This is a genomic window from Pontibacter chitinilyticus (assembly GCF_039748935.1).
Lineage (GTDB): Bacteria > Bacteroidota > Bacteroidia > Cytophagales > Hymenobacteraceae > Pontibacter > Pontibacter chitinilyticus.
This window is the reverse complement of record NZ_JBDIZJ010000008.1, coordinates 133,010-153,917: the sequence shown is the minus strand read 5'-3', so window position 1 is coordinate 153,917 and position 20,908 is coordinate 133,010. Positions and strand designations below refer to the sequence as shown.

General features: G+C 50.8%; 16 protein-coding genes. 12 read left to right on the top strand and 4 right to left on the bottom strand.

The window, feature by feature from the left end; genetic code table 11:
• The first annotated feature begins 67 nt into the window (after positions 1 to 67).
• The 4 genes from lepA (at position 68) to ABDW72_RS13480 (ending at position 7,291) form a co-directional block, all read left to right on the top strand.
• A complete protein-coding gene (lepA, locus tag ABDW72_RS13495; protein WP_347159099.1) occupies positions 68 to 1,852 on the top strand; it encodes a translation elongation factor 4 in 1,785 nt (594 codons plus the stop codon).
• Between the two features lie 114 nt (positions 1,853 to 1,966).
• Positions 1,967 to 2,848, top strand: a complete 882-nt coding sequence (locus tag ABDW72_RS13490) for a bifunctional 5,10-methylenetetrahydrofolate dehydrogenase/5,10-methenyltetrahydrofolate cyclohydrolase (RefSeq protein ID WP_347159098.1) — start codon at positions 1,967 to 1,969, stop codon at positions 2,846 to 2,848.
• Positions 2,849 to 3,038: 190 nt separating this feature from the next.
• Positions 3,039 to 4,967: an OmpA family protein gene (locus ABDW72_RS13485; protein WP_347159097.1), complete on the top strand. Its 1,929-nt coding sequence runs from the start codon at positions 3,039 to 3,041 to the stop codon at positions 4,965 to 4,967.
• Between the two features lie 212 nt (positions 4,968 to 5,179).
• Positions 5,180 to 7,291 carry a PAS domain-containing sensor histidine kinase gene (locus tag ABDW72_RS13480; RefSeq protein ID WP_347159096.1) on the top strand — a complete coding sequence of 704 codons (2,112 nt, stop codon included), beginning with the start codon at positions 5,180 to 5,182 and terminating at the stop codon, positions 7,289 to 7,291.
• Positions 7,292 to 7,485: 194 nt separating this feature from the next.
• Here ABDW72_RS13480 and ABDW72_RS13475 read toward each other — a convergent pair whose 3' ends face one another.
• Positions 7,486 to 8,772, bottom strand: coding sequence for a citrate synthase (locus tag ABDW72_RS13475; protein WP_347159094.1), 1,287 nt, complete (start codon positions 8,770 to 8,772; stop codon positions 7,486 to 7,488).
• A 758-nt stretch (positions 8,773 to 9,530) separates the two neighbouring features.
• Between ABDW72_RS13475 and ABDW72_RS13470 the strand changes: the two genes are divergently transcribed.
• Entirely contained in the window at positions 9,531 to 13,343 is a 3,813-nt protein-coding gene (locus tag ABDW72_RS13470) for an endonuclease/exonuclease/phosphatase family protein (RefSeq protein WP_347159093.1), read from the top strand.
• A gap of 308 nt (positions 13,344 to 13,651) precedes the next feature.
• Positions 13,652 to 14,548, top strand: coding sequence for an aldo/keto reductase (locus tag ABDW72_RS13465; RefSeq protein ID WP_347159092.1), 897 nt, complete (start codon positions 13,652 to 13,654; stop codon positions 14,546 to 14,548).
• A gap of 101 nt (positions 14,549 to 14,649) precedes the next feature.
• Here ABDW72_RS13465 and ABDW72_RS13460 read toward each other — a convergent pair whose 3' ends face one another.
• Both ABDW72_RS13460 and ABDW72_RS13455 read right to left on the bottom strand, forming a co-directional pair.
• A complete protein-coding gene (locus tag ABDW72_RS13460) occupies positions 14,650 to 14,949 on the bottom strand; it encodes a hypothetical protein (protein WP_347159091.1) in 300 nt (99 codons plus the stop codon).
• A gap of 78 nt (positions 14,950 to 15,027) precedes the next feature.
• Positions 15,028 to 15,486, bottom strand: coding sequence for a hypothetical protein (locus tag ABDW72_RS13455; protein ID WP_347159090.1), 459 nt, complete (start codon positions 15,484 to 15,486; stop codon positions 15,028 to 15,030).
• A 438-nt stretch (positions 15,487 to 15,924) separates the two neighbouring features.
• On the opposite strand from ABDW72_RS13455, the gene ABDW72_RS13450 reads away from it, so the two are divergent.
• From ABDW72_RS13450 to ABDW72_RS13430, 5 genes are read left to right on the top strand one after another with little or no spacing between them, the layout of a single operon-like run.
• A complete protein-coding gene (locus ABDW72_RS13450; protein WP_347159089.1) occupies positions 15,925 to 16,365 on the top strand; it encodes a hypothetical protein in 441 nt (146 codons plus the stop codon).
• 5 nt (positions 16,366 to 16,370) lie between these two features.
• A complete protein-coding gene (locus tag ABDW72_RS13445; protein WP_347159088.1) occupies positions 16,371 to 17,456 on the top strand; it encodes a toxic anion resistance protein in 1,086 nt (361 codons plus the stop codon).
• Positions 17,456 to 17,635: a hypothetical protein gene (locus ABDW72_RS13440; protein WP_347159087.1), complete on the top strand. Its 180-nt coding sequence runs from the start codon at positions 17,456 to 17,458 to the stop codon at positions 17,633 to 17,635. The genes ABDW72_RS13445 and ABDW72_RS13440 overlap by 1 nt, the downstream gene beginning before the upstream one ends.
• On the top strand, positions 17,632 to 18,555 hold the full coding sequence (locus tag ABDW72_RS13435; RefSeq protein WP_347159086.1) for a hypothetical protein: 924 nt from the start codon (positions 17,632 to 17,634) through the stop codon (positions 18,553 to 18,555). Before ABDW72_RS13440 ends, ABDW72_RS13435 begins: the two co-directional genes overlap by 4 nt.
• A gap of 33 nt (positions 18,556 to 18,588) precedes the next feature.
• Positions 18,589 to 19,389, top strand: a complete 801-nt coding sequence (locus ABDW72_RS13430; RefSeq protein WP_347159085.1) for an RBBP9/YdeN family alpha/beta hydrolase — start codon at positions 18,589 to 18,591, stop codon at positions 19,387 to 19,389.
• A gap of 120 nt (positions 19,390 to 19,509) precedes the next feature.
• Here the strand turns inward: ABDW72_RS13430 and ABDW72_RS13425 are convergent, their stop codons facing one another.
• Positions 19,510 to 19,977 (bottom strand): MaoC family dehydratase, encoded by a 468-nt coding sequence (locus tag ABDW72_RS13425; RefSeq protein WP_347159084.1) that lies wholly within the window; start codon positions 19,975 to 19,977, stop codon positions 19,510 to 19,512.
• Positions 19,978 to 20,187: 210 nt separating this feature from the next.
• On the opposite strand from ABDW72_RS13425, the gene ABDW72_RS13420 reads away from it, so the two are divergent.
• Positions 20,188 to 20,832, top strand: coding sequence for an HAD family hydrolase (locus ABDW72_RS13420; protein ID WP_347159083.1), 645 nt, complete (start codon positions 20,188 to 20,190; stop codon positions 20,830 to 20,832).
• Positions 20,833 to 20,908: the final 76 nt, after the last annotated feature.

Sequence of the window (20,908 nt, the reverse complement as noted above, 5' to 3'; positions counted from 1 at the left end):
TGTTCGGCCTTAAATTCTTCTGACAAGATTAGAAGATTTCTTAACTTTGTTATTCGTATAACTATTTATGAAGAATATTCGGAATTTCTGCATCATTGCCCACATCGACCACGGAAAGAGTACCCTGGCTGACCGCCTCCTGGAGTACACCTCTACGGTAGCAGAGCGCGAGATGCAAAATCAGCTGTTGGATAACATGGACCTGGAGCGCGAGCGCGGCATCACCATCAAGAGCCACGCCATCCAGATGAATTTTCCCTATAAAGGTGAAAACTACGTGCTCAACCTGATCGATACGCCGGGCCACGTAGACTTTTCCTATGAGGTGTCGCGCTCCATTGCCGCCTGCGAAGGCGCTTTGCTGATTGTAGATGCCTCCCAGGGCATTGAAGCGCAGACTATCTCTAACTTATACTTAGCCATCGGCAACGACCTGGAGATCATTCCGGTGCTCAACAAGATCGATCTGCCGCACGCTATGCCGGAAGAAGTATCGGATCAGATCATTGAATTGATTGGCTGCGACAAAGAAGATATCATCCATGCTTCAGGGAAGACAGGCATTGGTATAGAAGAAATACTGGCGGCCATCTGCGACCGGATACCTGCCCCAAAGGGTGATCCAGCTGCGCCGCTGCAGGCCTTGATCTTTGATTCCGTTTTCAACTCCTATCGGGGCATCGAAGTATACTTCCGCATTTTTAACGGCACGCTGAAGAAAGGGGAGAAAGTGAAGTTTATCAACACTGGCAAAACCTACGAGGCCGATGAAATTGGTGTGCTGAAGCTTAACCAGGAGGCCCGCCAAGAAATGGGCGCAGGCAATGTGGGCTACCTTATCTCCGGCATCAAAAATGCCAAAGAGGTAAAGGTGGGGGATACCATCACGCATGTGGAGCGACCCGGAGCATCTATTCAGGGCTTTGAGGATGTGAAGCCGATGGTGTTTGCCGGCATTTACCCCGTAGAGACAAGCGAATACGAAGAGCTGCGTGCCTCCATGGAAAAGCTGCAGCTGAACGACGCTTCGCTGGTGTGGGAACCAGAAACATCTGCTGCTTTGGGCTTTGGTTTCCGATGCGGATTCCTGGGCATGTTGCATATGGAAATTGTGCAGGAGCGCCTGGAGCGGGAGTTCGACATGACGGTGATCACCACCGTGCCATCGGTGCAGTTTCATGCCTATACTACCAAAGAGAAGATGGTGAAGGTAAATGCGCCTTCTGAAATGCCGGAGCCGAACTACATCGACCATATCGAGGAACCGTTCATCAAAGCGCAGATCATCTCCAAATCCGAGTTTGTCGGGCCGATCATCACCTTATGTATGGACAAGCGCGGCATCCTGAAAAACCAGACCTACCTGACCAGCGACCGCGTAGAGCTCTCGTTTGAGATGCCGCTGGCCGAGATCGTATTCGACTTTTTTGATAAGCTGAAAACTATTTCGCGTGGTTATGCTTCCCTCGATTACGAGCTGATCGGTTTCCGCCCTTCCAACATGGTGAAGCTGGACATTATGCTGAATGGGGAGAAGGTAGATGCCCTCTCCGCCATTGTGCACCGCGACAAGGCCTACGACTGGGGTAAGCGCCTTTGCGAAAAACTGCGCGAACTGCTGCCGCGGCAAATGTTCGAGATTGCCATACAGGCGGCTATCGGGCAGAAGATCATCTCCCGCGAAACGGTGAAAGCCATGCGCAAGAACGTACTGGCCAAATGCTACGGCGGCGACATTTCCCGTAAGCGTAAGCTGCTGGAGAAACAGAAAAAAGGTAAGAAACGCATGCGCCAGGTAGGCAACGTAGAAATTCCACAGGAAGCCTTTTTAGCCGTGCTCAAACTGGATTAACCAAGTATAAAGACAAGCCCCGACGTGTTTTCGCGCCGGGGCTTGTCTTTATACAACTGTAGTTCTTAAGGCGCTAGACTTATATATTTTAACTCACAACTCTCAACTTAAAAAATGACCCTGCTCGACGGTAAAAAAACATCCGAGTCCATTCAGGAAGAAATAGCAGCTGAAGTAGCTGAGATTAAAGCTAACGGGGGCAAAGTACCGCATTTGGCGGCCGTATTGGTTGGCAATGACGGTGGCTCTGTGACCTATGTTACCAACAAAGTTGCCACCTGCGAGCGCATCGGCTTCGGTTCCAGCCTCATCCGCTACGAAGATACAGTCACCGAAGAAGAGCTGCTGGATAAAATCAGGCAACTGAATGAAGATGACGAGGTAGACGGTTTTATTGTGCAGCTGCCGCTGCCGAAGCACATCGATACAGAGAAAGTGCTGGAAGCCATAGATCCCAAAAAGGATGTGGACGGTTTTCACCCGATCAATGTAGGCCGTATGGTGGCAGGCTTACCTGCTTATCTGCCTGCTACGCCTGCCGGTATTCTGCAACTGCTGGAGCGCTACCAGATCGAAACCAAAGGCAAGCACTGTGTCGTGATCGGCCGCAGCAACATAGTTGGTTCGCCCATGAGCATCCTGATGTCGAAGTGCACGTATCCGGGCGATGCTACTGTAACCCTCTGCCACCGCTACACTGTTGATCTGCCTTCTTATACCCGCCAGGCTGATATCATCATCTCTGCTGTCGGAAAACCAGGGCTGATCACGACTGACATGGTAAAAGAAGGGGCTGTAGTGATTGATGTGGGCACCACCCGCGTGCCGGATGCTACCAAAAAGTCGGGCTTTAGGCTGCGCGGCGATGTGGATTTTGAGAACGTAGCCGAAAAGTGCAGCTATATTACGCCAGTGCCTGGCGGCGTTGGTCCGCTCACCATCGCCATGCTGATGAAAAATACCCTGAAGGCAGCGAAGCGGGAAGTATACACCTAAAAAGGCTTAGTCCGCCGCAGGTCCGTATAGCTGCTGGAGATGCGGCTGCACCGGAAAGCTATACATGTCCGGTATCTCTGCATCAGGAGAAACAAGGTCAACAATTTGCCAGGTCAGAAAGTAAATACATCAAAGAAAACCATACTTAAGTGTGCCGCTACCGGCATACAAGTTCATGCTGTAACACCTTATGTATAAATTGCTGCTTGCTGTACTGCTCCTGACGTTCAGTTGTTCGTCCTACTGCTTGGCCCAACCAACCAGAAAGCTTAGTACCAGTTCTTCGAAAGCGGAGCGGCTATACTATAAAGCCGATGCTTACATCAAGGCCAGAGACTTCAACCAAGCACTCGAAAGCCTGGCCAGCGCAGTAGAGAAAGATCCGGGCTTTGCAGAAGCATACTTAAAGGCTGCCGGACTATACAAACTAATGGGGAACAGGTCTGAAACGTTTAAGAACCTGGAAAAAGGGCTGCAGCTGCTCCCGTTTAGCCCCGCGCTGGCCAACAATTATTTTGACTTGGCGGAGATGCAATTCGATCAGGGCAATTACCAGCAGGCAAAAACGCGCTATGAGGATTTCCTGCGGGCGAATCCGAAGAAACCAGCAGCAGTGGTCTGGGCAAAGCAGCAGTTGGAAACAGTTAATTTTGCCCTGCAGGCGATGCAGCAGCCAGTTGACTTTAAGCCGGAGCAACTGCCAGCCAGCATCAATAGCTTTCGGCTACAGTACTTTCCTTATACTACTGCCGACCAGCGCTTCTTTATTTATACTGCCCGCGCCGGTACAGCCCCTGAGCAGGACGAAAACATTTTTGTGAGCCAGCAGAAAGAAGGGGAGTGGCTGGCGCCGGTTTCTATCTCAGATGCCATCAATACGCCAGCCAACGAAGGCGCCGCCACCATCTCAGGTGACGCGAAAACGCTGGTCTTTACCTCCTGCAGCCGCCCCGACAGCCAGGGCGATTGCGACTTATATATCTCCTTTCGCACCGGCAATGACTGGAGCAAACCAAAGAACATGGGCAATGTGGTAAACTCTAATGCCTGGGATTCGCAACCAAGCCTTTCTGCTGATGGGCGCACCTTATACTTTAGTTCTACCCGCAGCGGCGGAGTGGGCAAAGAAGATATCTGGGTAACACACCTGAACGATGATGGCTCGTGGCAGCAACCTGCTAACCTGGGGGAGCCGGTTAACTCGAAAGGCCGCGATATGGCGCCTTCTATACATGTAAGTGGTGCCACCTTATACTTTGTAAGTGACGGCCACCTGGGTCTGGGAGGGCTGGATGTGTTTAAATCGACTAAAGAGAACAACCAGCAGTGGCAAGAGCCTAAAAACCTGGGGTACCCGCTGAACACGCAGGCTGATGAAGGCTCCCTGTTTATTACGGCAGATAACCGCAAAGGCTACTATTCGCGTCAGGAAAGTACCACTAAAGGTCCTGCTATTTTACTATACCAGTTTGATGTGCCGGAAGTATGGAAGAGCAGCCTGAACAGCACCTATGCACAGGGCCGGGTGCTGGACATCAACACGAAAAAGCCTGTGGCCGCGCAGGTACAACTTTATGATGTAGCCGCTGACTCACTGGTACAGCAGGTAAACTCAGATAAAGTATCAGGCGAGTATACTGTGGTGCTGACAGAAGGCAAGCAGTATGCGCTGTTTGTAACAGCGCCTAACTACCTGATGAACAGCCGGAGCTTCGATTATACTTCGCAGAAAGCATTAACCCCAGTAGCTTTAGACGTATACCTGGAGCCACTGCAGGCGGGTGCCGCTGTTGTGCTGAACAATCTCTTTTTTGACACAGGCAAGTATACGCTTGAGCAGAAATCCAAAACGGAGCTGGATAAAGTGATTGCTTTCCTGAAGCTGAATGCACAGGTAAAGGTGGAGATCTCAGGCCATACCGATGATGTGGGTTCTGATCAGGATAACCTGCTGTTATCGGAGAAGCGGGCCGCTGCTGTAGCCGATTACCTGACCAGCCATGGCATCAGCAAAAGCCGCATCCGTTCGAAAGGATATGGCGAAACAAAACCAGTGCTGCCTAACACCTCTGAGGAGAACCGCCGGCAGAATCGCCGCATCGAGATGAAAGTATTATAATGCGACAGAATAGCTATGTGAATACCGCTGTGGCAACGCTAAGGTAGCTGCTACGTAGCCTTTACAAGGTTAACAAGACAAGGCTTCTTGTTATTTTAGCAGTAGATGATGTATATTTACTAATTAAGGCTGCATTTGGTCATCAGGTTGTTCCCATGAAATTACCTGAAGTAAGGCTGCTTTCTTATACCCACTCTCTCCAAAACATATAAATGCAGCAAGTAGAAGATAAAACGCCAGGCCAAGATGTATTAAGCTTTTTCCAGGGAGGAGGAGAAATGGGCACGCTGATGAGAGCGTTTGACTGGGATAATCATCCGATAGGCAACCCCAGCCTATGGCCTGAGAGCCTTAGAACGAATGTTCGGCTCCTGCTGAACTCAGGTTTTCCAATGTTTATTTGGTGGTCGCAGGATCTGTATATGTTCCATAACGATGCCTATTTACCAGCACTGGGCAACAAGCATCCTGAAGCACTGGGTGCCAGTGCCCGGGTCATGTGGGCTGAAATATGGAAAGACCTGGGTGTTGTAGTCGATAATATCCTAAAGGGAGGAAATCCTTTTTATGCCGAAGCCTTGAAGCTCATGCTAGAGCGGAAAGGATTTCCGGAAGAAACTTACTGGACCTTTTCGTACAGCCCTGTTTTTGATGATCAGGGTAAAGTGAATGGTATTTTTTGTGCCTGCCATGAAGTAACCGGCAGAGTGATTAATGCGCGGCGATTAAAGTCGCTGAAAGACGTATCTGAAATAATGCCCTTTGTTCAGGCGCTGGAGCAGGCAGGCCAGCAAACATGCGATATCCTTTTTGAAAACAAAGGAGATATTCCTTTTTGTATGATCTACCTGCTGAATGGCACAGCCACAGCTGCCACGCTGATCGGCAAGGCAGGTAACATTGCCCCTTCGTCTTCGCCCGCTGTTATAGACCTGGTAAAGCAAGATTCCAGCTGGCCCATTGCAAGCGTGCGGGCTTCCAGGCAGGCAACGCTGCTTAACTGCTCTCACTTAAACATAGTCAGCGTTACAGATGAAGATCTTCCGAACCAGGTAAAGCAGGCGGTGATCTTGCCTGTGATGCGGCCGGGGCAAAACCAGGTGATAGGCTTTCTTATTGCTGGCATCAGCCCACAGTTGGAATATAATGAGGATTACAAAGGTTTCCATGCGTTGCTGGAAGGCCAGATTGCTATAACCATTACCAGTGTGCAGGCAAGGGAAGAACTGGCCAGACAGCAGGAGTACCTGAAAGAAATTTTTCAGCAGGCACCCGTAGGTATTACGATTATCAGAGGGCCTAAACACATCATTGATCTGGCTAACCCAGGCGTTTGCGAAATATGGGGCAGAAAACCTGAAGATGTTTTAGGAAAGCCAGTGGTAGAAGCACTTCCGGAGGTAGTAGATCAGGGAATTATACAGCTACTGGATAACGTAGTAAATACCGGACAGCCCTTTATTGCCAACGAGTTGCCTTTGATGCTGGAGCGCAATGGCGAACTGGAAACGGTGTTCCTTAACTTTATCTATCACCCATTGCGCGATGCGCAAGGCTGTATTAATGGCGTAATTGCTGTGGCAATTGATATTAGCCAGCAGGTAAAATTCAGGCAATCGGTAGAGGCGCTGAACGATGAATTGTTAGCGACCAATTCTGACCTGGATAATTTTGTCTACTCGGCTTCTCATGACTTGAAAGCACCTGTTTCGAACATAGAGGGATTGATGCGGGCGTTGGTAGAGGACCTACCGAAAGATGTACTGCAAACCGGGTCAGTGAAAAAGATTCTGACATTGATTCAGGCTTCGGTTGACAGGTTTAAACAAGCTGTTTCGGACCTGGCAGAAGTAGCGAAAATACAACGGCAGGGGGAGGATGATATCAGTTTCATTCATTTAGCCGATGTAGTGGCAGAAGTGTTACTCGACTTCGACCTTCAAATTGCCGGTGCATGGATAGAAACTGAAGTTCCGGCGGATGTTGTGATACAGTTCTCAGCGAAAAACGTCAGAAGCATCGTTTACAACCTGATCAGCAATGCGCTGAAATACAGGTCACCGGATCGGGAGCTTTGCATCAGGATCACAGCTGAACAAACACCGGATCAGGTGATTTTTACTGTACAGGACAATGGTTTGGGCCTTAATCCAGCAGAAAAGAACAAAATATTTACCATGTTTAAGCGCCTGCACGACCATGTGGAAGGTACAGGTGTGGGGCTATACATTGTGAAGCGAATTATCGAGAATGCGGGAGGTTCGATAGAAGTCGAGAGTAACATCGGCACCGGCTCAACTTTCAGAGTCAGCTTTAAGCGCTAAACAGCGCGTGTCTTGCAGGCATTAACTGTTAAACCCGTCAGTTTCTGCTAAACAGTACAAACAACTTATACTTTGCTCGCTACAAGATCAACTATTTTACCTGTTCTTTCTGAGGCGCGGAGAAGGTACACAAGTATAAATAACAAAGGCTGATCCTTGGATCAGCCTTTGTTATTTATACTTGTCAAGGTAAATTATCTATTCTCTACCGGCACATAATTACGCTCCTGCTCGCCGGTATACACCTGACGCGGACGGCCGATTGGCTCTTTGTTTTCGCGCATCTCTTTCCACTGGGCAATCCAGCCGGGCAGGCGGCCCATAGCAAACATCACGGTAAACATATCCGTTGGAATACCCAGCGCACGGTAAATAATACCGGAGTAAAAATCCACGTTCGGGTACAACTTGCGGTCAACGAAATATTGATCGGTCAGGGCTGCTTCTTCCAGTTCTTTGGCAATGTTGAGAATCGGGTCCTGTATTCCCAGTGCTGAGAGCACGTCATCAGCTGCTTTTTTGATGATCTTGGCACGCGGGTCAAAGTTTTTATACACCCGGTGGCCGAATCCCATCAAACGGAACGGATCGTCTTTGTCTTTTGCTTTGTCAATGAATTTTCTGGAATCGCCGCCATCCGCTTTAATCGCCTCCAGCATCTCGATCACGGCCTGGTTGGCACCGCCATGTAGCGGGCCCCAAAGGGCGCTAATGCCGGCAGAAACCGATGAGTACAGGCTGGCGTTCGCAGAACCAACCAGGCGCACTGTAGAAGTAGAGCAGTTCTGCTCGTGGTCAGCATGCAATATCAACAGCTTGTTCAGCGTATCTACTACCACCGGGTTTACTTCGTAAGATTCGGTCGGGAACGCGAACATCATCTGCAGGAAGTTAGAGCAGTAATCCAGGTTGTTCTTCGGGTAATTAACCGGGTGCCCAACAGAGTTCTTGTAAGACCAGGCTGCAATGGTAGAGATCTTAGCCATCAAACGGACAATGGACAGGTCTACTTCTTCTTTGGTCTGGTTCGGGTCGAGCGACTCGGGATAGAAAGCAGTCAGAGCGCCAATCATAGACGACAGAATGCCCATCGGATGCGCAGCAGACGGAAAGCCATCCAGGATTTTACGCATGTCTTCGTTCACAAGGGTATGCACCTTGATCCGGTTGCTGAAATCATTCAGCTCCTGCTGGGTTGGCAATGAGCCATAGATGAGTAGGTAGGCCACCTCCACAAAGCTGGACTTTTCAGCCAGCTGCTCAATTGGATATCCCCGGTAACGGAGAATTCCTTTTTCACCATCCAGAAAGGTGATCGCACTTTTGGTGGCACCCGTATTTTTATATCCGGCGTCTAACGTAATGTATCCGCTATCAGCGCGAAGGGAGGAAATATCAATAGCTTTTTCATCTTCTGTACCTACAACAATAGGATACTTATAGGATTTACCATCTAATATAATTTCAGCGAAGTCTGACATGTGTATATTTTAGTTTATGTCCGTTGATGTGTCTCTGTGGAAGCGAAATTATGTAAAAATGTAGTAAAATGAAACGAGGTACTCCGTTTAATCATTAAATCAGCTATATATTTACCTTCCACGCTGCGGCACCTGAAGTTATAAACGCTAACCGGCGAAAAAGTTTCGAAAGCTGGTACCACATTTCCCCACAGGCGCTCGCCGCAGCAAAAACGAACGTCAGACTGGCCGTTAAGCTGTCACCGTATCTTATACTTTATACTTCCCTTTCACTAAAGCTAAAGCAGCGCTCCACTATAAGGCCATAAGGGCGATAGGTGCTTAAATCTACTCCTGCCGCAGCCCGCTTGTGCTATACCTGCTACCTTATACTTCCAGCATCATTTCCAGCGCTTTTCTGCTGTTGAGCAAGTATAGCCAGCAAGTATAAAATGTACTGGAGTATGGTGAGGTGAATCCCATAATTCGGGATAGTATAGCCGGGATTCTAAAAGCAAGCAGTTCTTTTGGTACACTACAACTGAAACAAAAAGTAGCTCTGGAGCTTCGAACGGATTTAAGAATATAGGTTATATTATATTTGATAAATTAAATATTAAGCTGCTGAAAATAGCAACTATATAGGTATTAATAGGATATGTAGAAGGGATTTGCTGCCTTGTGCCGGTGCAGTTTAAATAAATGCCATAACATAACAATCAGGTAATATGTCATTATTATATTACTGTCCTATTCTTTTTTCACCTTAATCATATACTATGATAAATTTTCTACATGTGTTTCGAGCTTTATGCCTGGTGGTCTGCCTGGGGGCTACGCTCAACGCTGGTGCACAGAGTGTATTTATTAATGAAATACACTATGATAATGCCAGTACAGATACCAATGAAGCGATTGAACTCGCTGGACCGGCGGGCACAGATCTTTCCGGCTGGAGCTTGGTCCTCTACAATGGCAACGACGGCAAAGCCTATGATACCAAAGCGCTAGCAGGCGTGTTGACCGACCAGAGTGGCGGCCATGGCTTTACGGTAGTAAACTATCCTTCCAACGGTATTCAGAATGGGGCCCCGGATGGCATCGCCCTGGTTAATGCCGAAGGAACTGTAGTGCAGTTCCTGAGCTACGAAGGGACGCTGGTAGCTGTTGGCGGCCCGGCAGACGGGCTGACCAGCACCGACATCGGAGTAAGCGAAGATGGCCTTGGTGCTGCAGATTTTTCGTTGCAACTGGTTGGCAGCGGCAGTGCCTACATGGATTTTGCCTGGGCTGCGGATGCACAGAGCACCTTTGGTACTGTTAACCAAAGTCAAAGTTTTGGCGCTGGAGGCGGCGCTGACCCGGACCCAAATCCGAACCCTGAACAGCCCGAACCAGCCGTAACAGTCGCTTTTATCAACGAGCTGCACTATGATAATGTGGGCACAGATAGCGGCGAAGGGGTAGAGATTGCCGGTTTAGCCGGTACCAACCTGGCAGGCTGGCAACTGGTGCCCTATAATGGCAACAATGGCGCTGCTTATAGTGCGCTGACTTTATCAGGCACGATCCCTGCTGGCCCTGCCGGCTTTGGAACGATCTTTTTTGCTATTCCTAACCTGCAAAACGGAGCGCCTGATGGTATAGCTTTAGTGAATGCGCAGGGCCAGGTGCTGCAGTTTCTGAGCTATGAAGGTACCTTTACAGCTACCGACGGACCTGCCAATGGCATGACGAGTACTGCTATCGCTGTAGAGGAGGGAAGTGGCACACCGGAAGGTTATTCGTTACAGTTGACCGGCACCGGCTCAGCTTATTCCGATTTTACCTGGGCGCCCGAAGCAACCGCTACTTACGATGCAGCGAATCACAACCAGGTATTCGTACCGTTGCAGGACATCGTTTTTATCAACGAACTGCATTACGATAACGATGGCACTGACAGCGCTGAAGGCGTGGAAGTGGCTGGCAACGCAGGTGCCGACCTGCAGGGCTGGCGCTTGGTCGCCTATAATGGCAACGGAGGCGCTCCTTATAGCTCGATTGATTTGCAGGGTGTTATCCCGAACCAGCAAAACGGGTATGGTACCTTGTTCTTTCTTATGCCAGGCTTGCAAAACGGTGCTCCGGATGGCATTGCCTTGGTAAACGCACAGGATTCTGTGTTGCAGTTCCTGAGTTACGAAGGGGCCTTTACTGCGGTAGGCGGCCCGGCAGATGGGCTCACCAGCACTGACGTGGGAGTAGCGGAAGCAAGTACAGCTCCTCTCAATGCTTCTTTGCAGCTGACGGGTACCGGCTTTATGTATGCCGATTTTACCTGGAGCGCTTCTGCTTCCAACACCTATGGCGCGATCAATACCAGCCAGAGCTTCGGCGGCGGAACTACCGAGCCGAATCCCGATCCGGAGCCACAGCAGGTCAGCATTGCAGCTGCCAGGACTTTGCCGGCAGGCACGCAGGTCATCATTAACGGAACCTTAACCGCTACAGCCCAGTTAGGTGGCCCGGCTTACCTCCAGGACGCAACTGGCGGCATTCCGCTGTTTGATTACCAGGTGCATGGCCCTGGAAACTTCAGCATCGGTGATTCCATTCAGGTTACTGCCTCCATCGGCCAATTCAACCAACAAGTGCAGCTAACCGACGTGACCGACCTGCAACGCTTTGGCGCTGCTACCAATCCCATTACGCCGGCTCAAATCAGTTTATCGGAGTTAGGAGCGCACGAAGGAGAACTCGTAACAGTTCCGGGCGTGACGTTCACCGATACCAAGGGCCTGCTGTTTCCTGAAAGCAACTATAAAATAACAGACGGCACGACGACAGCAGAGCTGCGCATCGACGGCGATGTGGAGAGCCTGGTGGGCCGCGTAAAACCTCAGCGCGAAGTAACCATAACAGGCGTGGTAGGCAGCTTTAGAGGCACGCCGCAACTGCAGCCACGTTTTATAGCGGATCTGCCCGGCACTACGGCCTACGTAGCCGCCGGCTCCGACATCCCGGAATCAACTACGTTGGATGTGATGAACTGGAACATGGAGTTCTTTGGCTCTACGATAGCTTCCTACGGCCCGGCCGATGTGCAGCTGCAGTTGCAGAATGCCAGGCGCCTGATCGACAGTGTAGATGCAGATGTGATCGCTGTTCAGGAGATCTCAGACGAAAACCTGCTGCAGCAGCTGGTCGACATGCTGCCCGGTTACGCCCGCATCTGCTCTGAGCGCTATTCCTATTCTTTCGATGGTCCCGACCCGGCTTTCCCGCCGCAGAAGGTTTGCTTCCTCTACAAAACAGATGTGATCAAAGTGGTAGACGAGCGGGTGCTTTTTGAAGCCATGTATGATTCGGCCCGCGCCGGCTATAGCACACCACTTGACAATTACCCGTCCGGCAGCCCGTCCTCTTTCTGGTCGAGCGGCAGGTTGCCTTACATGCTCACCGTAGATGCGACGGTAAACGGCATTACGGAAAGGCTGAACCTGATCAACATTCACGCGAAGTCCGGTGGCGCCAGCTCCGATTTGCAGCGTAAGTTCTTCGACGTGCAGGCGCTGAAAGATACCCTGGAGCAGTATTACCCGAACGCCAACCTGATCATGCTGGGTGATTACAACGACGATGTGGATGAGTCGATCGGTGGTGGACCTTCTACGTTCAGCACGTTTGTGCAGGCAGACGACTTTAAAGTAGTGACAGCCGCGCTGAGCGAGGCCGGTCTCCGGTCTTACATCACCCAGGACAATGTCATCGACCATGTGACCATCAGCAACGAGTTGTTCGACAACTACCTGCCGGGCTCAGCCAGGCTGGTGATCCCGTTCAACTACATCAGTAATTATGTGAATACCACCTCCGACCACCTGCCCGTGGTGACCCGTTATGAACTGGCCGAGCCGTTGGTAGCAGATGCAGGTGCCAGTCAACTGGTCTACCACGGCTATGCTCCCGCTTCCTGCGCTACGCTTACGGCTAGTGCCACAGGCGGCGTTCCCGGCTACACCTACACCTGGAGTACGGGCCAGTCAGGCCAGACCATCCAGGTATGTCCGGAAGTTTCGACGGTTTATACTTTGACTGTGACCGATACACGAGGCGTAGCCGCTACCAGTACGGTGCAAGTATGTGTGGCAGATGTGAGCTGCGGAAGTGCCAGCAATCCTAAAGTACAGGTATACTACAACCCATCGGGCAAGCCGGGCAAAGGCGGCACGTTATGCGTTTCGGAAGAGGCTGTGCCAACCTTGCTGCGTCTCGGTGCTACTTTAGGCGATGGCCATGTAATCAACTGTAAGGGAACGCCTTTACCGGCCACCGGAACTACTGACCTGAAAGCAGCAGTGCTTTCGTTCATGGCTTACCCGAACCCGATCTCTGATTACCTGAACCTGGTGTTTGATACGATCAGTGATGGAGATGTGGAAGTAGCCTTCTATAATTCGTTAGGTACAGAAGTATACCGGAACATTTACCAGATCAAGGGCGGAAAACTGGACCTGGATGTTAGAAATGTTAAGCTGAACCCAGGAATGAACTACTTGAAAGTAAGCAGCCAAAGCGGCAGCAAAACCATCCGCATCTATAAGAACTAAACCTTATTCTTAGCAACAGCAAAGGCCCGGCATTCGTCGGGCCTTTTGTTTTTACAAGTCGTTAGCTGTGGAGCAGCAGGTAGTTAAGTATGAAAATAATTGAGTGATTTCGATATAGCCTAAGGATGCTTCTAAGTCGACTAAGTATAGCCACCAGCTACTGTAAAAATGCCGGTTTACATATTGGTAGCTATGGTAGTGCTAGACATAAACACTTTAGCAGTATCTCAGGAGCAGGTGCTTGCGTTATCTTAGGTAAGTATACCTGACACTTTTAGCTATGGGATACAACCTTTAACTTTATACCAATGAACTATAGAACACTAGGAGAAACGGACCTGCAGGTGAGTGAAGTGAGCTTTGGCTGTATGTCGCTGGGCGGTGATGTGGCAGCGGATACGAAGCTGCTGCACCAGGCACTGGACCAGGGAATTACGTTTTTCGATACGGCCGACCTGTACGACAAAGGCGGAAACGAGGTAACGGTGGGCAAAGCTTTCAAAGGAATACGGGACAACGTAGTGCTGGCTACGAAAGTAGGCAACCAGTGGCGCCCGGATGGCAGCGGCTGGGACTGGAATCCTTCTAAAGCTTACATCCTGAAGGCGGTGGAGCAGAGCCTCCGACGGCTGCAAACCGACTACCTCGACTTGTACCAGCTGCATGGCGGCACCCTCAACGACCCGATAGACGAGACCATTGAAGCCTTTGAGCAACTGCAACAGCAGGGTAAGATCAGGTGCTACGGCATTTCTTCTATCCGGCCGAACGTGATCCGGGAGTATGTGGAGCGCTCTAACATTGCCAGTGTCATGATGCAGTATAGCTTGCTGGATCGCCGACCGGAGGAAACCGCGCTGGACCTCTTGCAGCAGCATAATATTGGGGTGCTGGCTCGGGGCAGCGTAGCGCAGGGACTGTTGCTGGGCAAAGCACCAAAGCCTTACCTGGGCCATACTGCCGAAGCGGTGACGAAAGCCGCCGAAGCTGTGAGAGCGCAGGCGGAAGGCAAGTATACGGAAGCAGCGATAGCTGTACGGTTTGTGCTGCAGCATCCGGCCGTTACCACGGCTGTGCTCGGCATCCGGACAGCGGAGCAGCTACAGGATGCGCTGCATGCTGCAGCGGCGGAACCGCTTGCGCCAGAAGCAGTAAGAGCTCTGCAACAGGCTGCACCGGCGCAGGTATATGAACAGCATCGGTAAGCAAAGCATCCTGCTAAGTTCAGGTACTTGCTAAGTTTAAGAAGGCAAGTATAGCCTAATAAGTTTGGCCGGCAATGTGGCAGCAGTTCGTTGTTAGGTTGCTACCAGGTGGTGTCTTCGGGGCTGGTGAAGCCCAGGCCGGGCTGATAGCGAGGGCCGGTGCCATTCAGGTGGTTCCACATATCGGCCTGCAGTTTGAGGCGGTCCAACACCAGGAACTCTTCCCAGCGGGCTTGGTCTTCCTCCGACAGCTGCGCCACGAGTTCAGGGAGGGGTAGGTTGTTATGCAGTTGCAGTTGTTCCTGCAAATGCGGATCAGTGCGCAGCAGGTGATCAATCTTAATACGGAAGTAAGTGTTCAGTTCCTGATAACGTTCCGCGTCCCAGTTCTCCAGGTTCATAGTGTGCATGGTATAAGATCAGCCAAAATATTTTCTTCTCACAAGTATAAACTGCCCTTTGCTTTACTATCCGCCAACCTACAGATCATCGGGGTCGGCTTCTCCGGGTTTGATGCCGGGCGGGTTAAACAAGCCCCAGTTATCGGTAACCGAGTTCCAGGGATCAAAGCCTTGTACCCAGTCGATGAACAGGAGGCGGTAAGCTTCCACCGCTTCGCGGATCAGGTACAGGTAATGTGTTTCCCGGAAGCCGAACAGCTCCAGGCCCGTGCAGTGCGAGAGCAGGTCCCGGGCAGCTTTACGAATGAGGGCAGCATTTTCCATACGCAAGTCGTAGAGATCGGCCGCTTCGGCACCAGCTACTTTTGCTGTTAGCAGGGCAGCATCTACCAGCATAAACTCCTTCAGGGCTGTCTGTGCAGCATTCTCTTCCGGTACCAGGTCTATGATTTTAATGGTTAGCTCCAGAATCTCTCTACCCTTCCGGTAGAGGGGAAGCTGTTCCGGAGCAGGAGCGTTTCCCTCGTCTTCAAACATATGAAAAAGGCTTTCTAAGCTATACTTTAACAGCGGCTAATTGTTTACTTACCCATATAACCTTAAACATACCCACAAGTTTTTTCTCCTGTTGCTTCCAAAATTTTGCTTAAGTATAAATCCCTTTCAACAGCAGGCGCCGCTTCCCACAACTAAAACAAGGCACGTTCTGATCCGGCTTTTGAAGTATGGCCCGTTTCCTCAGGCGGTTTGTTTGGCAACAATGGGTGCGCTGTGGAAACTTAATGAGTAAGAGTGGGAGGACACGTAGAAGAAGTATGCGCGGGTATAACCCGGAAGAGGCGCGCCGCAATGTATCAGACTTTGCAGAAATTTCGTTATATTAGGGTAATCCAAAGCAGGAAACCGCCCGGCCGATTGGCCCGGTTCCGCGTATAGGATAGATCACAAGACTATTTCTGATAAGTAACAATACATATGATTATTTTCTGGACGTTTGTAGTGGCAGCGGTGCTGGGCTATTTGTACGGGCACCGTATACGGCCGAACCGGCGCTTGCGTCGGGCGCTTAAAGAGGCGCAGGAGATATGCCGCGCTGTGCTGGAGGAAGGTAGGAAAGGCGTTTACAAGACCATCGTGACCGATGAGCAACGCTCTTCTGAGCTCGTAGTGGAGGTAAAAGAACTGGCCCTGACACAAGCCGGACAGGTAAAGGTGCAGTACCTCAGCGCCTTTTACAAAAACCCCGATTTCAGGACGCGAAAGGGGGAGGCGCTGCTGAAAGAGGTGCATGGCCTGCTGGGTGATTACCTGCCGCAGAACGATATTGAATGGTATGAGACAACAGAACGGCACCAAAAGACACAAAAATACCTCAACTCTTTAGACTACTCACAAAAAAGCCTGCTTGGTGACTAAAAAACATGGAAAAAAATGACCTGACGATTGCCGAAAATAAAGAGCTGATCCAACAAAAGGCGGAGTCTATCTCTAAAACAATTGATCCGGGCAAGCCCGAATCTCTCAGCAATTTCGGCGTGGAAACGCAGCGGAAGCTAGGCTATTACTCCAACGAGCTGCTCACAAAGGTAAAGGCCAAAGATGCCGGTGATGCCGGAGAAGCCATCAATGAACTGCTGCACCAGATCAACATGATTAAGGTGGATGAGGCGGAAAAGCCCGGTATGTTCGCGCGCCTGCCCTTTGTAAAAAAGTTTGCCGATAAATCGAAAAAACTCGCCAGCCAGTACAACACGGTGTCTGAGAACGTGGATGATGTGGTAGTGAAGCTGGAGAAGACCAGGCAGAGCGTAATGAAGGATTCCTCCAGCCTGGAGGTGATGTTTAACCAGGCTGTAGAGTATATCTACGAGATACGGGCCGTGATCGCGGCCGGCAAGTTAAAGATCCAGGAGATCGAAACCGAGCTGATCCCTAAGCTGCAGGCAGACGTGGACAACAGCAACCAGGACGAATTGGCAGTGCAGCGCCTCAGCGACATGATTGCCTTTAAAGAGCGCCTGGAGAAGAAGGTACACGACTTTACGCTGTCGCATACAATTGCTACGCAGTCTATGCCGCAGATCCGGATGCTGCAGACCACCAACGATGTGCTGGCGCAGAAGATACAGAACTCCATCGTAACGGTTATACCCGTGTGGCGGCAGCAAGTAGCCATTGCACTAGGCCTGGAGAAACAGCGCAAAGCCTTGGAAATTCAGAAGAAAGTGACTGACACTACCAACGAGATGCTGTTGAAAAACTCGCAGCTCCTCAAGACCAACGTCATCACCACTGCCCAGGAAAACGAGCGCGGTATAGTGGACGTAGAAACGCTCAAGAAAGTAAACCGCGATATGGTGGAAACGTTGGATGCCGTGATCAAGATAGCGGAAGAAGGAAGGCGCAAGCGCGCTGAAGCGGTGAAAGAACTGGCTACAGTGCAGGAAGAGCTGAACAGCAAGATTGTCGGTACTTTTGGTAAGTCAAAACAGATTGAAACAGAATAATGGCGGACACCGGTAAAAAAGGAGAATCACCCCCGCAATACATCTTCACGCCTGAGCAGGATGCGTTGCTGGACCTGTACCTCGACAACCTGGATAATTATTTAGAGGAGATCAAAACCTCTGAAAAGATACAGGTTGAAATTGAGACGCTGCACTTAAAGCGTATACTTACTAAATGAGAAATATTGTGCGTACCCTCTTTGGCTGGAACAGATCTACCGGAAGCAGAACCGTGGCGGGCAGCCCTGCCAGCGTGGATGTGAAAGATGTGTCGTATATTCGGAATTCCAATGCCCGGCTGAAGACGCTGCAAAACCTGTATATCCGCTACAAGGCTACGCCACATGCTCCTAAGTTAAAAGCGGCTTACGATAAAACAAAAGCCATTCATACTTACCTTGTAGACCGCCAACGGGTACATGAACTGGAGATGTTTCACCTGCAGCATACCGATCATTTTATCAGTACCTTCACAGCCATTATTGACATGCACCGGCACCAGGAGGCCCAGGCTCCGGAGCCACCGCCTGTAAAAGAAATACCACAGGAAAAGAGAATGAAGGCCCAGCCGGTATACCCGCTTCCGCGGCGCGAAACTCTGTCCGAAACCATCTTTAAGCGGATAGAAACAGAAGCGGAAGGCATCCTGCGAAAGATTGAAACCGAAGTTGCCCGCAGCAACGGGCGGGTGCCCTCCATTCCGGATATTGTGAAGCGGGCCGTTCGTCCGGAGCCTTTTGGTACTACCGTCGCCAGCCCGCAGGAGCAGGAGGTGGTGGTGCCAGCGATCTCGGTAGATACCTTTGCGAAAGTTTTTTATGTAAGGGAGCAGACGAGCAACGGTGTACTATCGGGGGAGATAAGTTATACATCGTCAGAGCAGGAGAAAAATGCTTTTCTGCACACGGTATCGGCACGACTTGGCCTGGCTAAAGGTACGCTCTCGTATGTAGGCAATGCCCTGCTGCGCCTGCCCGATAACAACGGCACCAGCCAGAGCGGCTACGTGCCCGTGCTGCACTGGAATGGGTGTGCGTATGCCCTCCACTTAAGCGATTACCGCCTTTTTCCGGTTAAGATGCACCGGCGAAGCTACTGATACAGCAGCTTTTGTTTACCACATAACCACCTTATGTCGAAAAAATTTGGGGTGCTGACCCTCCACGGAATGGGCAACCAGAAGCCGGATTATGCCGCTACCCTGCAGAAAAACCTTTACCAAAAGCTTGATGACGAAACCATTGCTGACCTGAGCTTTCACTCTGTCTGGTACCACGGCGACCTGCAGGCGCACCAGGACCAGGTATGGGCGCGTATGCTGCAGAGCGGCAACCCGCTGGACCAGCAGTGGCTGCGCAAATTCGTGCTGAATTTTCTCAGTGATGCCGCTACCTCGGAGTTCCGGCCTGACGCAACTGATAGCTCCTACAGGCGCATACAAGCCACCATTCTGCAACAATTAAATGCCCTGCGGGTCGAGTTAGGAGGGCAGGATTTGCCAGTCGTGATCATCGCCCACTCGCTGGGTTGCCAAATCATTTCTAACTATATCTGGGATGCGCAGCATGGCAAAGGCATCTGGGCAACGCAGCAGCCCACGCCCTTTCAGCGGCTGGATACTGCCCGGCTCATGATTACCTCCGGCTGCAACATCCCGCTTTTCGTTTCCGGCCTGGAGCGGATCGAAGCGATCCATAAACCCAACGCGCTGTTCAAGTGGTTCAACTATTACGACCGCGACGATGTACTGGGCTGGCCTTTAAAGCCACTGAGCAAAGGCTTTGCAACGGCTTACGATGTGATCGTGGAGGAAGACAGGGAAATCAACACCGGCTGGACGCCTTTCAGCCATTCGGATTACTGGAAAGATGACAGCTTTATCGCACCCGTTGCCAACAAACTGGAGGCACTGCACCAGAGCTTGACTTCCTGAACTGTTTTGCTGTAACGGCACAACTATGGCAAAGCAGCCATTTGCACCAGTAGCCTTAGAGAGTTCCAGCAACGGCTGTTCGTATTGATAGCTTAACTTAGGCAACCTATATCCGGGTTGTTAGCCGTTAAAATGATAAAGGAAAGTGATGATGCCGGTATAAGCTGGCTTTTTGCTGTGCTCGATCTCAAGGGTAACTTCCAGCCGGGCTTTGGCAATACCGCGCAGGTCTTTTACAGACAGGAGCTTTGCCCGCAGGCGTACGGCGCTGTTTACGACAACGGCCTGGTTGAAGCGGAGGCTCTCGATCTCATAGTTTACCTGCATTTTCACGTTTTCGATGGAGGCGATTTGTGACCAGAGATAGGGCAGCAGCGATACAGTGAGGTAACCGTGGGCAATGGTAGCTTTAAAAGGGGATTCTGATTGAGCCCGTTCCGCATCGAGGTGAATCCACTGGTGGTCCAACGTGGCATCGGCAAACAGGCTGATCTGCTGCTGCGTGATGGTGTGGTATTCTGAAACGCCCATTTCTTTGCCCTCGTATTGTGCGAGCTCCTCAAGGCTGCGGATAGTTAACTTGCTCATGATGTGGTCTGGTTAGCCTGATTAATTGTGCTGCTGACGTTTGCCGGTTCAATATACGGTTTCTAACAATAATACAGATAATTTCTTGTGGGGAGCGGTGCTGCTTTTCCGCTATTTTACCTTCTCCAGTGGCATCAAAGTACGGCTTATACTTACCGGCTGTGCAGGGCGCTGTATTCCTGCTATCTTTGCCACTCGAAAACAAGAAGTATGACAGAAACAGAGAATATCAAGTATAGCCAATTAAGCAAGCTCACCCAAGGCCATTTCGCTGCCTTTTTATACGACTGCGACGGCACGCTGGCCGATAACATGCAGGCGCACAAAGATACATATGTGGAAGTAGCGGCAAAAGAAGGCATCATAATTGATCCGGCAATTATAGATGAACTGGCCGGATGGCCTATTCCGGAGGTGGTCACCGAAATCAACAAGCGCTACAACAGCCATTTCGACCCGCTAGCTTTTGAGGCGCAGAAAGCAAACTTATTCTACACCCGGTACATTGAGCAAGTGAAGCCAGTTGCCTTTGTGGTGGAGCACCTGAAAGCCAGTGCCGGCAACTTCCGGATAGCTGTGGTATCAGGAGGCGCGCGGAAGAACATTCAAAAAACGCTGGAGGTGCTGGGCATTGCCTCGCTGGTAGAAGTGCTGGTCTGCGCCGGCGAAACGCCCCGCGGCAAACCGCATCCTGACCCTTTCCTGCTGGCTGCAGAAGAACTGGGTGTGGCACCGGCTGCCTGCCTGGTGTTTGAAGACGGTGCCCCCGGTGTAGCAGCCGCTGAAGCAGCTGGCATGCACTGGGTGCGGATCGATAAAATGGACGCGCCGGGCAACACAAGTATAAGGCAGTAAAAATTGCTCCCTGCAGCCATACGGGTTAGAGCGAGTGGCAATGCCGGTTTTCAGCAAGTCGCCTGAATACTTATCT